Below are 14,648 nucleotides of genomic sequence, written 5' to 3' on the forward strand. Positions count from 1 at the left end.
AACTAAAAATTTTTAGAAAACTCTTCAAAAAACCTTGAATTTTCATACTCTGTACCTATACTTATACGCACAGCATTTAAACTATAACTTTGTAAATTTCTTATTATTATACCGTTTTTAAGCAGTTTTTCAGATAAATCTGTGCTATTTTTTTCATCAAAAAAATAGGTAATAAAATTTGTATAGCTTGGAATGTATCGAATTTTATAATTTTTAGCAAAATCTTCATAAAGTTTCATTTGTGAAAAATTATTTTCTAAGGTTTTTTGCACAAACTCATCATCATCTAATGCAGCAACAGCAGCTTTTAAACTCAAATTAGTCACATTAAAAGGTGCTCGTAATTTATAAAATGTATTGATAATTTCCTTGCAAGCTATACCATAACCCACTCTCATACCGCCCAAACCATAAAGCTTAGAAAAGGTTCCTAGATATACTGCATTTTGAAATTTATGGATTAATTCTTTAGGATTAATATGCTTTTTGCTATCTTTAAATGAAGCAAATTCATTATAAGCTCCATCGATGGCCACCAAACAATCTTTATCAATTTTCTCTAAAAACTCAAAAACCTCACTTGCGTCTAAACACTCACCCAAAGGATTGTTAGGTAAGCATAAAAAAATTACTTTGATTTCATTTTTATGCTTTTGATATAACTCATATAACTCATTTAAATCATGGGTTAAACTTGGAGTTTTATAAACCTTAACTCCTAGTTGTTTTGCATAAATTTCATACATAGCAAAACTAACCCCACATTGCAAATAAGCCTTAGAATGATCAAGTTTTGCATATACTATATATTCTATGATTTGATCACTCCCACTACCTATAATGAGATTTTCTTTTAAAATATCATATTTTTGCGCTAGAGCTTGTTTTAATTCACTCATAGTATCATCAGGATATAAATGAGCTAAATGTGCATTATTTATGATGGCTTCTTTGGCTTTTTTGCTTGTGCCATAAGGATTTTCATTACTTGCTAGTTTAATAACTTCTTTTAAACCATATTCTTTAGCAACTAAATCCATATCCTTGCCACTTTCATAAGTTTTAATAGCCTCTAAAAAAGGATTAAATTTCATTGCTTTCTCCTGATAAATATGATCCAAGCCATTTTATATGCTCAGCTTTTTTTAATACTCTTTGGACATTTTCATCATCAATATGTCCTTCAAAATCTATATAAAAACTATGCACAAATTCTCTTGTTTTTATAGGGCGTGATTCAAGTTTTGTTAAATTTATCCCCTCTTTTTTAAACTCATACAACAAATCGCTAAGCCCACCTGGTTTGTGTGCAGCAAGTGCTAAGATAGAAGTTTTACAATGAGGCATTTGAGGTATTTTTATATCACTTAAAATCAAAAACCTAGTGCGATTTGCCAAATTATCCTCAATCGTTTCAAATAATATAGGTACATTATAAAGTTTTGCTGCAATTTTAGAGCAAATCGCAGCTGAAGTAACATCTTGCGAAGCTAAGTAAGCCGCATGAGCTGTAGATTTGCTTGCTACAAATTCTACTTCACTTAAATCATGACTTTCTAAAAAATTTCTACATTGATTATAGCCTTGTGGATGAGAATATATGCGTTTAATATCTTTTAAATTTTCACTCATACTTACAAAAGAATGATGAATGTCCATATAAATTTCAGCAAAAATCTTTACATCTTCATATTTTCCAAGACAATCAAGCGTCACACCCACTGCACCTGCTGTATTATTTTCTATAGGTACTACTCCATATTTTGCTTCTTTGTGAGCTAATTCTTTAAAAACATCTTCTATATTTGCAAGTGGAGTATAACGACTCATAGCACCAAAACGCGTTCTTGCTACTTGATGCGTATAACTTCCTTCAGGCCCTAAATAAGCTATGCTTTGAGGCATTTCTAAATTTCTTGATACAGCAAAAATTTCTTGGTAAATTGCTTCGATTGCATTTTGATCTAATAAACCATGATTATAATTTTTAAGTCTATTTATAATAGCTCTTTCACGCTCAGGTCTATAAATACTCCCACCTAAATTTTGTTTAATAACTCCTATATCTTTAACATGAAGCATTCTTTCATTAAGCAAAGCCAAAATTTTATCATCGATAGTATCGATTTTATTGCGTAATTTTTCTATATCTTTCATTTAAACCTCGATATGTAGTAATCCTTAATACTATCATATACAAAATTAAGTTTAGTTGTATCAAGACCTTGAGTGTTAGAAATTTTACCACTTAAAACTAAGCCTGTTTGCATACCAAGCTCATAAGCACCAAGCAAATCGCCTTTAAAATCATCACTAATAATCAAAGTCTTTTTAAAACTCACATTACAATCTTGCTGTTTTAATAAATTTAAAGCACTTTTATAAAAAGCCTTGCTAGGTTTTCCTATCACTTTATAATCAAACTCGCATGCATTTTTAAGCATAGACATGATACTTCCAACACCTGGATAAAGCCTTGAGTTTTTCTTATAAATACTACCCTCATGCATTGCTATAGTTTGCACGCCATCTTTAATATACTCTATCATATTAGCAAAATCTTGAAATTTAAAATCATCATAACTTGCTAGCAAAAATGCTTTTGGATTTTTATAATCAAGCTCATAACCTAACTCTTGAAGTGAATCTAAAAATTCTTTTGCCCCAAAAGCTGCTATTTTACAAGGTTTTAAATAATCTTTTAAAACACAAAAAGGATCAATATAAACCTTTTCATTAATTTCAAAACCCAAATTTTGCAAATAATTTAAAAAATCTAATCTTTTGGTATTATTAGTAATAATCACATAAGGAATTTTTTCTTTATTTAAAGATTTAATGAGTTCTAAAGCACCATTTATAGGACTTTTATCATGATCTGAAATCAAAGTTCCTTGCACATCTAAAAACAACATTTTAATCCTTTAAAAAATCAAGCTCTAAAGCAATTTGATCCTCATAACTTTCTCTTTTTCTAATCATTCTTACCTTGCCATTTTCACAAGCTAGCTCACATACTCTATTGCGAGTATTGTAATTACTACTCATGCTAAAACCATATGCACCTGCACTTTTAACTATGATCAAATCTCCTGCTTTTGTTTTAGCTAGTTTTCTATCTTTAGCTAAAAAATCTCCACTCTCACAAACCCCACCAACAATATCACAAAGGCTTTCTTCTTTATTTTCACTCAAAAGCTTGATTTCATGATAAGCACTATATAAACTTGGACGCAATAAATCATTCATCGCCCCATCAATAATCACAAAACGCTTTTTATCATTAAATTTTTCATATAAAACTTTAGTAACAAACTCGCCTGCATTTGCTACCAAAAACCTGCCAGGTTCCATACCTATACACACATCAAGACCTTGCAAACTTGCTAAAATTCCTTGAGCATAATCATATAAATTTGGCTCTTGTTCATCTTTATAACAAACTCCTAAACCCCCGCCTATATCAAAGAATTTAATATTAATTTTCAAAGCTAAAAGTTCTTTTACTAATTTTGCAACAATCGCTGAGGCCTCATGGATACTACTTATATCAAGAATTTGTGAACCTATGTGAAAATGCACTCCAACTGGCTCTAAAAATTGTGAGTTTTTAGCATAAAGATACATTTTTTTAGCACTTTCTATATCTACACCAAATTTATTTTCATGCAAACCTGTAGAAATATAAGGATGTGTTTTAGCATCTACATTTGGATTTACCCTTATACTTATACGAGCTATCTTTTGATTTTCTTTAGCAATTTGCTCCAAAAGAAGCATTTCTTCATAACTTTCTAAATTTACATAAAGTATGTTTTGCTCTAAAGCATATTTTAATTCATCAGCACTTTTACCTACCCCGCTAAAAATAATTTTATAATTTTTAGCCCCTGCTTTTAAAGCTCTATAAATCTCACCCGCACTAACACAATCAAACCCACTATCTAAAGAAGCTAAAAGCTTTAAAACACTTAAATTAGAATTTGCTTTGACTGCATAAAAAATTTGTGATTTTCTTGCCTTAAAAGCATCTTTTAACATTGTAAAACGCTCTTTAATTTTATCAAAATCATAAATATAAAATGGTGTGTTGTATTCCTTTGCTAGTTTTAAATAATCCATAAAAACCTCACTTGTAGTTATTTGTGTTTAAAATAATAAAAACTTCCTATACTTATTAAAATAAATACTGGTAGCATTATACCAAGCTCTGGAAGTAAAATTTCATTTTCACTCAATCTTGTTAATAAAAACAACAAACCCCAAACTAAAAGTATGCACACAAAAAACACAAAAGCTAAAAGTGCGAGATTAAAAAATCTTGCTGTTAAAGGAAAATAATAATACACAATAAGCATTAAAAATGGCGCAAAAAATGGTGTAAGAACTAAAGAATATAAACTTGTTCTAAGTGTATTAGTAGAAATATTTTGTTTTGCAAAAATTGCCATACTTTCTAGCGCGTCTAAAATAGAATAAGAAGGATTGCTCTCTACTAAAGAAATTCTTTCTAAGATTTTTGGAGAAAAATCTTCTAAGCCTTTGATATTTTTAAATTCTTCTACGCTTAAACCCTCTTTTGAAACAATCAAATTTTGTGGTACATTAGTAGCTTTAGCGTCATTTAAGTTCCAAGAATCTCCATCAAATTTAGCAGTTTTTGCATGGATTGTGCTTTGAATGTCTAAATTTTTTACATCAAAGATTTTTACATTATATAAGGTTTGAGAACTTGTTTTTTGTATATAAATAAATTTATCATTATATTTAATCAAAACTTCCCCACCCTCTCTATCTACAACGCCACGCTTGAGAATATTACTTTTATATTCATCTGCATAAGCAAAGGCACTAAAATTAAGTCCTACATAAACACAACAAAAAAACATAGCCCATAAAAAAGGATAAAAAATCACTTGATTTTTACTTAAACCCAAAGCATATAAGCTAACAAATTCATTTGAGCGTATCATATTAAAAATACATAAAACCAAAGCAAGGACTATAGCTAAAGGTAGTATATAAGAAGCTGCTGAACATGTTAAGAAAAATATATACAAAAGCTCTAAATTTGCACTTTTTGGCAGTCTATTGAAATTGAGTAAAAAATCAATCGCTACGAAGAAAAAAGTCAAAGAAAAAAATAAAATAAAAAATGATTTTAAATACAAAGATGAAATATAGCGAAAAAATATACTCATCGTTTAACTTTTTAAAGAATATTTTGAAGCGATTTTTTCTATATCAGAATTTAAAAGCTCAAGTAAAGCTTTTTTGCTATGTTCTAAAACCTTAGTTAAACTTTCTTGTTCTTCTTGTTTAAATTTTCCCAAAACATGAGAAATTACATCTTGTTCTTTTCCTACTCCTATGCGTACCCTCTCATAAGCATTGCCACAAAGATTATCTATACTTTTAAGCCCATTATGTCCACCGCTTGATCCACCCATTTTAAATTTCAATGCACCCAAATTTAAATCTATATCATCATGGATTACAATGATTCTATCACATTTATAATATTCACTAACAGCTTTTACACTTTCTCCTGATAAATTCATATAAGTGGAAGGTTTTAAAAAAAAAGTAGAAGAGCCTTTAAAAAGCTCTCCTTTAAATTTGGCATTTGAAAGCTTTGTTGTTTGCAAATCTTTCAAAATTAAATCAATTAGCATAAACCCTACATTGTGACGGGTTTGGGCGTATTGTTCTCCTATATTACCAAGTCCTACGACTAAGGTCATTTTATCTTGCTTTTTCTACGCCAACTACAGCTACTCTATCAGCATCAACCATAGTTACACCCTCAGGCACAACTACATCGCGGATTAAAAGTGCATCACCAACATCAAGTTTAGTTACATCTAATTCAAAATAATTTGGTAAGTTTTCAGCTGCACATTTTACTTTCAATCTTCTTTTTGATTGGATTAAAACACCTTTATTTTTAAGACCCATAGCTGTTCCTACGATCTTTACAGGAACCATATATTTAGAAATAACACCTTTTTGTGCTACTTTTAAATCTACGTGTTTTAATTCTGCAGTTACAGGATCTTTTTGATAATCAACTACTACAACATTTAATACTTTATCTGCTACTTTTACATCAAAAGCTAAAGTAGTTTTTTTGCGTACTTCTTTAATAAATTCATTTACTTTAAAAGCAGCATTGATGTTTTCTAATCCTTTTCCGTAGATGTTTGCGATTAGATAACCATCTCTTTTTAAAGCTTTAGCAGCTTTTCTACCGATACTCTCTCTAACGATACCTTCTAACATCTGTTTCCTTTCTAAAAAAATAAACGCTAATTATAGCCAAATAAGTTTATAAAGATTTTAAAATATCTTCATAAGCTATGCAAAATTGCTCCAAACCATCATCAAGCAAATCTTTACAAGCTTTACTTAAAGCATCTTTTGAAATATTTGCATTTAATTTTTTCTCTATACACTCATCTTTTAAAGGCTCTTTAAATATAATTTTCTTACCTTTAAAAGCCTTAATAGCATCTAGTGGTGCAGTATTAATAGCTTTATCATAGAGTAATTCTTTAATATAATAATCTTTTTCTAAATCATCACCCTTAACACCTGTACTTGCAAATAAAGCTCTAATATTTGTTTCATTTTGTTTAATGATATAATTATAAGCCTTTGTTGCAGTAAGAATTCCTATATAATTTTTATCTAAAACTTGATTATTTAATAATCTATCAAAACGGCTTACAAAAATACTAATAACTGCTCGAGGCTCTTTTTTAGCTGTGGTATTATTTTTTCTAAATTCTTTTAAACCTAAATTTAAAGCTTCAAAGCATTTTTTAGTTTGCTCAAAATCAAAAATCAAAGTAGCGTTAACATTAATACCATTTTTCATTAATTCTTGCATTACTTCATAAGAAGCTTCTGTAGCAGGAATTTTCATCATCACATTTTCTTTTGCAATTTGCATGTATAATCTTTTTGCTTCGGCCAAAGATAGGCTAGTATTATCTTTTAATCTTGGATCAATTTCAATACTAATAAAACCATCATTATTTTCAGAATAATTAATAGCTAATTTATCCGCAGCCTTAGCTATATCTTCTATCGCAAGATACTCATATAAAGCTTTTTTATCTTTAAGATTTGATTTTTTGATTTTTTCTTTATAAATAGCTGAGTTTAAAATCGCATTTTTAAAAATAGCAGGATTTGAGGTAGCACCATTGATTGTTTTTGAGTAAATTAAATCTAAAAATTCATGATCTAAAAATTCATTTTCTATAAAATCACACCATAGTGAAAATTTTTTCATTGTATTACCTTTATTATTTCTTTTAAATCTTTCTTATCTATACAAATATCTGCATGAGATTTTAAAATTTCTTTGGCACAAAAAGCTATTTTTAATCCACATTCTTTAAACATAGAAATATCATTAGCTCCATCGCCTACACACATAATTTCTTCTGTTTTTAAATTTAAAAATTTCTTAAGTCTTTGTAGTATAATACCTTTTGAGTTATTAAACATAATTTCTCCGCCAACTTTTCCTGTTAAAAAACCATTTTTACTATGTAAAAAGTTAGCAAAACCAAAATCAAAATGAAGTTTATTTTGTATTAAATCAATTCCTTCATGAAATCCACCACTAAAAACGATTATTTTTATATTCTTACTTTTTAAATATTCACATAATTCTTTAGCGCCATTCATCAAAGGTAAATTTTCACAGCATTTCTTTACCTGCTCTATAGGCATACCTTCAAGCAAAGCTACTCTAGCACTTAAGCTTTCAAAAAAATCAAGCTCACCATTCATTGCTTTGTTGGTGATTGCTTTTACAGCATCACCAACATTATATTCTTGCGCTAAAATATCGATAGTTTCCCCATCCATTAGCGTAGAATCAAAGTCAAAGGCACAAAGCTTTATCATTAAAACTCACGCTTTAATAAAGCTTCAGCTTTCAATATAGTCAAGATATTTTCTTCTCTTTTGCCTATACCAAAAATCATACCTTTTTCTTTTAGTAAAGTTTCAGGTGGTGGATCAATCCTACTTCTGTGAATTTTAATAGCTTCTGTTAATCTATCTATCACAAAACCTGCATTACCTGCAGGAGTTTGATTGCCATTTGCTATACCTTTTAAAACAATATATCTTGTTTGAGGAGTCATTTTAGAACTACCTTGATTAAATCTTTTAGCAAGATCAATCAAAGGCATAACATTACCCCTCATATTAAATACACCTAAAACATAATCAGGTACACTTGGAACCCTAGTATATTCTATAGGTTTAATAATTTCTTGGATATTAAGAATTGGAATAGCGTATTCCTCATCTCCTACCACGAAACCAACAAGCTGAATAATATCCTCTTCTTTATCTACATCAGGTTCTGCAATTTGCGCTTGTTGTTTTTGCAAAACCTGGTTTAATTTATCATTCATCTTCTTATCCTAGTTTTAAATTTTTTCTAACTACATTTTCTAAGTACTCTGGAGAGTAAGGCTTAGTAATATACTCAGTCATTCCTACTTCCACACCTCTTAAGCGGTCTGATTTACTAGTTCTTGAAGTTACTGCAACAAGTGGGAGGTTTTTATATTTAGAATATTTTCTAATTTCACCTGCTAAGGTATAACCATCCATTCTTGGCATTTCAATATCAATCAACACAGCATCAATATCATGCTCGCCTGATTTAATTGTATTTAATGCTTCAACACCATTAGTTGCTTCTATAATACTTACACCTAGTGGCTCTAATGATTTTTGCATGATATTTCTATCCATTTTAGAATCATCCACTATAAGCACTGTATAATCACTTGGTTTTTCTTTAGTTGTTTTTTTAGATTGCGATTCAATTTGTGCTTTAATATCAACTTTAATTTCTTTAGCTATATCCATCATAGCAGCAACATCGATAATCAAAGTTACTCTACCATCACCACGGATAGTTGCTCCTGCTATACCTTGGATATTTTGCAAATACTCACCCATAGACTTGATAACAATTTCTTCTTGACCTACTAAAGTATCTACTATAATACCAAGCTTACTTTCTGCCACACCTATAACAACTACATAAGTTTGATCAGTATTTTCAAGCACTTGTTTTACGCCAAATACATCTGAAAGTCTTACTAAAGATAAAACCTCATCTCTTAAGCGAAGTACATTTTTACCTTCAATGGTATAAATATCATCAATTGGCACTCTAACTGTTTCAAGAACACTTGCAAGTGGAATAGCATAAAATTCTTCTTGAGTTCCCACAAGTAAAGATTGAATAATCGCCAAAGTAAGTGGAATTTTAAGCTTCATCACAGTGCCTTTTCCAAGCTCACTATCGATTTCAATCACACCATTTAATTTTTCAATATTAGTTTTAACAACATCCATTCCAACACCACGCCCTGAAACATTGGTGATTTTTGCAGCGGTTGAAAAACCTGGTTTGAAAATCAATGCAAATGCTTCTTTATCACTCATTTGATCAGCTTCACGCTCTGTGATTAAGTTTTTCTCTATTGCTTTTGATTTTAACACATCAGCATCTAAACCTTTACCATCATCGGCAATTTCAACAACGATATGATTTCCTTCGTTATATGCTTTAAGATTAACCGTTCCTTTTTCTGGTTTACCATTAGCTATACGCGTTGCTGGATCTTCTATACCATGATCACAAGAATTTCTAATCATATGCATAATAGGATCGCCAATTTCTTCTACAATAGACTTATCAAGTTCAGTTTCTTCCCCTGAAATTTCAAGCTCCATTTGTTTACCAAGTTCACGGCCTAAATCACGCACAACTCTTGGGAATTTATTAAATACTTTCGCAATAGGTTGCATTCTTGTTTTCATAACCGCAAGTTGAATATCTGTAGTGACAATACTAAGTTGAGAAACAACTTGATTTAATTCTTCTAAGAATTTTTCTCCATCATATCTTTCTTCAACATCATCATAAATTTTTAACAAGCGGTTTTTACCTAATACAAGCTCGCCAATTAAGTTCATTAAATGATCAAGTCTTTTAACTTCAACCCTAATTGTTTGATCCATATTTGCACCGCTGCTTCCACCACCTGCTGCAGGGACCTTTTTCTCAGCTGCTGCATTTTGTGCCTGTGGAGCTGGCTTACTTGGGGTTGGAGTTGATTCTTGAGTTTTTTTCTTTTCAGCGCGTCTTGCTTGATCTTCAGCTTTTCTTACTTTTAAAAGTCTTTCGATTTCAGCTTCAACTTCATCATCACTAAGTTTATTTACATCAACTTCAGGTTCTTCAGCTTTTGGCTCTTCTTTAACTTCTTCTTTTGGCTCTTCAGCCTTAGCCGGAGTAATTGATTCTAAACTTTCTCCTTCTGAAATTGCGGTTAATCTTGCACAAATTGGAGCTATATCAAGTCCGATTGCTGTATCATTTCCATTATCTCTAATAGAATTTAATAAAGTTTTCATCATATCAATAGATTCTAAAACTACATCCATTACTTCAGGAGTAATTTTAAGCTCATTATGTCTTGCTTTATTTAAAACATCTTCCATATGATGAGTAAGTTTTGTTAAAACATCAAAATTTAAAAAGCTTGATGATCCTTTAACAGTATGCGCAACGCGGAAAATTCTATTTAATAGTTCTAAATCTTCAGGATTTGCTTCTAATTCAACCAAATCATGATCAATTTGCTCGACTAATTCAAAGGCTTCAACTAAAAAATCCTCAAGTATTTCTTGAATATCTTCCATTTTTACTCCTCACCTTTTTCATGTTTTGCTATGATACGAGAAATTTCAGCAAAGAAATCACTTGCATTAAATTTAACTAAATACCCATCTCCACCTGCTTCTTTAACACCTTTATCACTCATAAATTCATTTGATAAAGAAGAGTTAAATACGATAGGAATATTTTTAAATCTCTCATCATCTCTAACTTTTGCTGCAAAATGGAATCCATCCATTTGTGGCATTTCAACATCACTTACAATAATTTTTAAATGTTTATTTAAATCACTGCCATAAGTACTATAAAGCTCTTCTAGTTTATGTAAACCTTCAACACCATCTTTAGCTTCAATTACTTTAAGACCAATTTTATTTAGTAAATCTTTAACAAGTTTTCTTGCAGTTGAACTATCATCAAGTGCTAAAGCCATACCTTCGATTTTTTGAATTTTATCATCGTCAATATCAGTTTGCGGGGTATAAATTCCAAGTTCTTGCACTATACTTTCTAAATCTAGGATAAGTAAGACCTCATCTCCTTCGATCTTAGTTACACCAGTAATTTTACCCTTATCTAAACTACCCGCACTTGTTGCAAAAGTAGCTGGCTCAATATTTTTCCAATTAATTCTACGAATTCTTTTCGCCTCATGGACAATAAAACCGATTAAAACATTACTAAATTCAGTAATGATAACTCTAGGTTTTATATTTGTCATTTCTGGTTCTTGAATTTGCATCCATTTTGCTAGGTTGATTACAGGAATCACCACGCCACGAAGATCAAAAATACCTTCTACATATTCAGGTACTCCTGGAATTTCAGTCAAAAAAGGAATTTTAATGATTTCTCTAACCTTAGAAACATTTACACCATAAATTCCCTCATAGACTTTATCGTGGCCTTGCTTAAAGATGCGAAAATCAACAAGTTCCATTTCATTTGAACCTGTTTTAACGACATTCTCATCAAACATTATGCCTCCTTAAGTTCTATTTTGTGAAATCTGATTTCTGGCTCATATTTTACTATAAAAAAACTTTCCTTGTATGCAAAAGTAGCTAAATTTAGATATTTTATATCTTCATTTTTTAAAAATACATCTTGATGATAATGACCTTCTATTACAAAGCCTATATTATAGTGCTTTAAACGCTCTTTTACTAAAGCAGAAAAATGGGGAATTTTTCTAATAAGTTGTTTTTTGTTTTGATTTTTTAGAATTTTTTGAGTAATTCTTTCTTTACTAATAACATTTAAAAAATTTAAAAAAAGTAGCAAATAATGATTTCTCAAACTCTTTAAGCAAAACTGCAAAAAAGGTTTTAAAAAAATATCCCCATGGGCTAATTTTACTAAGGTTTTATCTTGAAATTCGCAAAGCAAGGGTTGTTGTTTTATACTAAAAACTTTCACTTTTTTAAAAAATTTAGCTAAATTAAAATCATGATTGCCTTCTAAATAAATGATTTCAATTTCATACGCAAGTTCTTCAAGTAAGTCTATATAAGCTTTTGCAAAATCATGCGTGGCCTTTACTTCATAAATTAAAAGATCAAATATATCACCCATTAAAAAAAGCTGTGGAGTTTGAATTTTTTTATTTTTTAAGGCTTGCAAAAACTCCCAAAAACCACGCCTATTTTTATTTTCATGCGCATCGGCAATAAAAATAGCATTTTCTTTTATACAAATCAATATCTTGCTTTCTCGTATTTTAACACTTTATCATAATCCACTTCGCCATTAAAAATTCTAATTCTATTAGAATTAAATTCATCACTTAACACATCTCTAGCGGGATCATAATCCTCGACTTTAATACCACCAATGGTTACCATCGTATGAATCAAATCATCTATCATAAATGGTCTATTTTTAGCCTTTATTATTCTATCTACTAATTCAGGGTTATTTTGTTTGAATTTATCACTAACTATAAAAAAGAACGGAATTTCAGCAGTGAATCTTGAAGTTACAAAATGTTCCGCTCTATCTCTATATTCATAGACACTTTCTCCATGATCACTAATATAAACAATAATCGCCTCTTTGTCTTTGAAAAAACTAAACACTTCGTTGACAAAATAATCATTATAGAGTACTGCATTTGCATAGTTAGCAATATTTACTTTAAATTTCTCATCTAAATTTCTTTTTATGTCTTTACTTGTAAATTTAGCAAACTGTTTCTCATATCTTCTGTCATACTTAAAATGTGTACCCATTAGCTGAACTACAAAAAAATCATAAATATTACTAGCATTTTTTATATATGGCAACATTGCACCATCTGGTTGTTTTGTAAAAATTTTATCATCTGTGGTAAATTCATCCAAATATATAGTTTTATTAGCTCTGCTAGCAACAGCTCGAGTTATACTAGTATGACCTGATAATGGTTCGTGGTTAGATATAAACATACTCTTATATCCCGCTAAATTATACAAATCCACTATATTTATTCTATCGTACCAATTTTTCTCATTTTCTATATTTGAGAAATTCATAACCCTTCTTAATGAAGCTTGAGTGCTTGCAAAAGGCGATATCGTGTCGCTAAATTTAATCAAGTTTCCATTTTTTTCTAAAATATCTAAATTTGGTGTAGTTTTTAAATCATAACCATATAAACTCATATAATTTCTTTGAGTACTTTCACCTACAATAAAAACCACATAAGGGATTCTTTTTTTAGATATAGAAGCTATGCTATTTTTATAATCATTTGCGATTTTCTCATAGTTTTTTAAATAAAAATTATAATCAGCCCAAATGCCATTTTCGCCATAATATCTTAAAAATTGTTCTGGAATATCAATAAAAAATGAAAAATTAATCTTATCAATCGAATTAATTCCTTGTTTTTTCATAAAATATCTATTAGCACAATCTAAAAACAAACCAACAATTATTAAAATATATATTATTTGAAATACTTTAATAGTGTTATCTTTTACATATTGTTTCAATTTTATTTTTTTACAAAAATATAAAAATATACCCATCAAGACAATAAAAGTGAGACATAAAATAAAATATTTTTTGTCAATATAGGTTTCTATAAATTCTAATGTTTCTTTTGGAGATATTTGTAAAAAAACATCTATAAACATAGGGTTAAATTTAGCAGAATAATTTACCAACAAATAGGTTTGCAATATAAAAGCAATGACAGCATAAACTGCTAAAAAATATACAATATATCTAGCTCTTTCTTTAAAAAAAAGAAAAAATATATGAATGATAAAAATTTCTAGTATAAACACTATAAATACATTTTTTATAGCCTTAAATAATATCCATTCATAAATTTCCCTTTCAAAGGTTAAATAACTCCACCACAATGAAATACTTACATCTAAAATAAAAATTAAAGATATATATGGAAAATATTTAATAATAAAATCAAAGTATCTTTCTCTTTGCATTAAAATTCCAAAGCTTTGTATTCTATAGAAATGATTTCAAATTCACTCTCGCCTTTTGGCAAACGCACTTTAAAATCATCCCCTTCTTTTTTACCAAGCATTGCTTTAGCAATAGGTGAGCTAATGGAAATATAGCCTTTTTCTAAATTTCCTTCATTTACCCCTACCAAAGTATAAGTGCTTTGTTTTTCACTTTCTAAATCCTCTACAACAACAGTTGAGCCAAATTTCACACTATCATGCTCATAAGAAGATGGATCGATGATTTGTGCTCTTGAGATCAAATCTCCAAGTTCAGCAATCTTTCCTTCTATAAAAGCTTGTTTTTCTCTAGCCGCGTGATATTCTGCATTTTCTTTTAAATCTCCATGACTTCTTGCTATGTCTATTTCTTCTACTACTTTTGGGCGTTCAACTTTCTTTAAATGTTCTAATTCTTTTTCTAATTTCTCATAGCCATATTTACTCATAGGTTCTTTTTGCAT

At 29.6% G+C, this 14,648-nt stretch carries 15 protein-coding genes; all 15 read right to left on the reverse strand.

The annotated features are described in order from the left end of the window. Positions 1–2 precede the first annotated feature (2 nt). Genes hisC through greA form a run of 15 tightly spaced genes read right to left on the reverse strand, consistent with a single transcriptional unit; the run spans position 3 to position 14,648 of the window. The gene (gene hisC / locus L8W64_RS00955; RefSeq protein WP_263672650.1) at positions 3–1,094 is read right to left on the reverse strand and encodes a histidinol-phosphate transaminase; all 1,092 of its coding nucleotides are present in this window, start codon (positions 1,092–1,094) and stop codon (positions 3–5) included. Next, on the reverse strand, positions 1,084–2,157 hold the full coding sequence (gene pheA / locus L8W64_RS00960) for a prephenate dehydratase (RefSeq protein ID WP_263659771.1): 1,074 nt from the start codon (positions 2,155–2,157) through the stop codon (positions 1,084–1,086). Before pheA ends, hisC begins: the two co-directional genes overlap by 11 nt. Continuing rightward, positions 2,154–2,915 carry an HAD-IIA family hydrolase gene (locus L8W64_RS00965; protein ID WP_263672652.1) on the reverse strand — a complete coding sequence of 254 codons (762 nt, stop codon included), beginning with the start codon at positions 2,913–2,915 and terminating at the stop codon, positions 2,154–2,156. Before L8W64_RS00965 ends, pheA begins: the two co-directional genes overlap by 4 nt. 1 nt (position 2,916) lies before the next feature. Continuing rightward, entirely contained in the window at positions 2,917–4,122 is a 1,206-nt protein-coding gene (lysA, locus tag L8W64_RS00970; protein ID WP_263672653.1) for a diaminopimelate decarboxylase, read from the reverse strand. A gap of 17 nt (positions 4,123–4,139) precedes the next feature. Next, a complete protein-coding gene (locus L8W64_RS00975) occupies positions 4,140–5,201 on the reverse strand; it encodes an LptF/LptG family permease (protein ID WP_263659768.1) in 1,062 nt (353 codons plus the stop codon). Between the two features lie 3 nt (positions 5,202–5,204). Continuing rightward, on the reverse strand, positions 5,205–5,744 hold the full coding sequence (gene pth, locus L8W64_RS00980) for an aminoacyl-tRNA hydrolase (RefSeq protein ID WP_263665473.1): 540 nt from the start codon (positions 5,742–5,744) through the stop codon (positions 5,205–5,207). A 1-nt stretch (position 5,745) separates the two neighbouring features. Continuing rightward, on the reverse strand, positions 5,746–6,282 hold the full coding sequence (locus L8W64_RS00985) for a 50S ribosomal protein L25/general stress protein Ctc (RefSeq protein WP_133319540.1): 537 nt from the start codon (positions 6,280–6,282) through the stop codon (positions 5,746–5,748). A 46-nt stretch (positions 6,283–6,328) separates the two neighbouring features. Then, a complete protein-coding gene (locus tag L8W64_RS00990) occupies positions 6,329–7,300 on the reverse strand; it encodes a transaldolase (RefSeq protein WP_263672655.1) in 972 nt (323 codons plus the stop codon). Continuing rightward, positions 7,297–7,923 carry a phosphoserine phosphatase SerB gene (gene serB, locus L8W64_RS00995; RefSeq protein WP_133319538.1) on the reverse strand — a complete coding sequence of 209 codons (627 nt, stop codon included), beginning with the start codon at positions 7,921–7,923 and terminating at the stop codon, positions 7,297–7,299. The genes L8W64_RS00990 and serB overlap by 4 nt, the downstream gene beginning before the upstream one ends. Beyond that, positions 7,923–8,441 carry a chemotaxis protein CheW gene (locus L8W64_RS01000; protein ID WP_133319537.1) on the reverse strand — a complete coding sequence of 173 codons (519 nt, stop codon included), beginning with the start codon at positions 8,439–8,441 and terminating at the stop codon, positions 7,923–7,925. Before L8W64_RS01000 ends, serB begins: the two co-directional genes overlap by 1 nt. Positions 8,442–8,445: 4 nt before the next feature. Then, complete coding sequence (locus tag L8W64_RS01005; protein WP_220566582.1) at positions 8,446–10,752, reverse strand: chemotaxis protein CheW; 2,307 nt, start codon at positions 10,750–10,752, stop codon at positions 8,446–8,448. Between the two features lie 2 nt (positions 10,753–10,754). Beyond that, entirely contained in the window at positions 10,755–11,708 is a 954-nt protein-coding gene (locus L8W64_RS01010; RefSeq protein WP_133319535.1) for a chemotaxis protein, read from the reverse strand. Beyond that, a complete protein-coding gene (locus L8W64_RS01015; RefSeq protein ID WP_263672657.1) occupies positions 11,708–12,430 on the reverse strand; it encodes a UDP-2,3-diacylglucosamine diphosphatase in 723 nt (240 codons plus the stop codon). Before L8W64_RS01015 ends, L8W64_RS01010 begins: the two co-directional genes overlap by 1 nt. After that, positions 12,427–14,163 carry a phosphoethanolamine transferase gene (locus L8W64_RS01020; protein WP_263672659.1) on the reverse strand — a complete coding sequence of 579 codons (1,737 nt, stop codon included), beginning with the start codon at positions 14,161–14,163 and terminating at the stop codon, positions 12,427–12,429. The genes L8W64_RS01015 and L8W64_RS01020 overlap by 4 nt, the downstream gene beginning before the upstream one ends. Beyond that, positions 14,163–14,648 (reverse strand): transcription elongation factor GreA, encoded by a 486-nt coding sequence (gene greA / locus L8W64_RS01025; RefSeq protein WP_039619215.1) that lies wholly within the window; start codon positions 14,646–14,648, stop codon positions 14,163–14,165. Before greA ends, L8W64_RS01020 begins: the two co-directional genes overlap by 1 nt.

The organism is Campylobacter sp. IFREMER_LSEM_CL1097, assembly GCF_025772225.1.
GTDB classification, from domain to species: Bacteria; Campylobacterota; Campylobacteria; order Campylobacterales; family Campylobacteraceae; genus Campylobacter_D; species Campylobacter_D lari_D.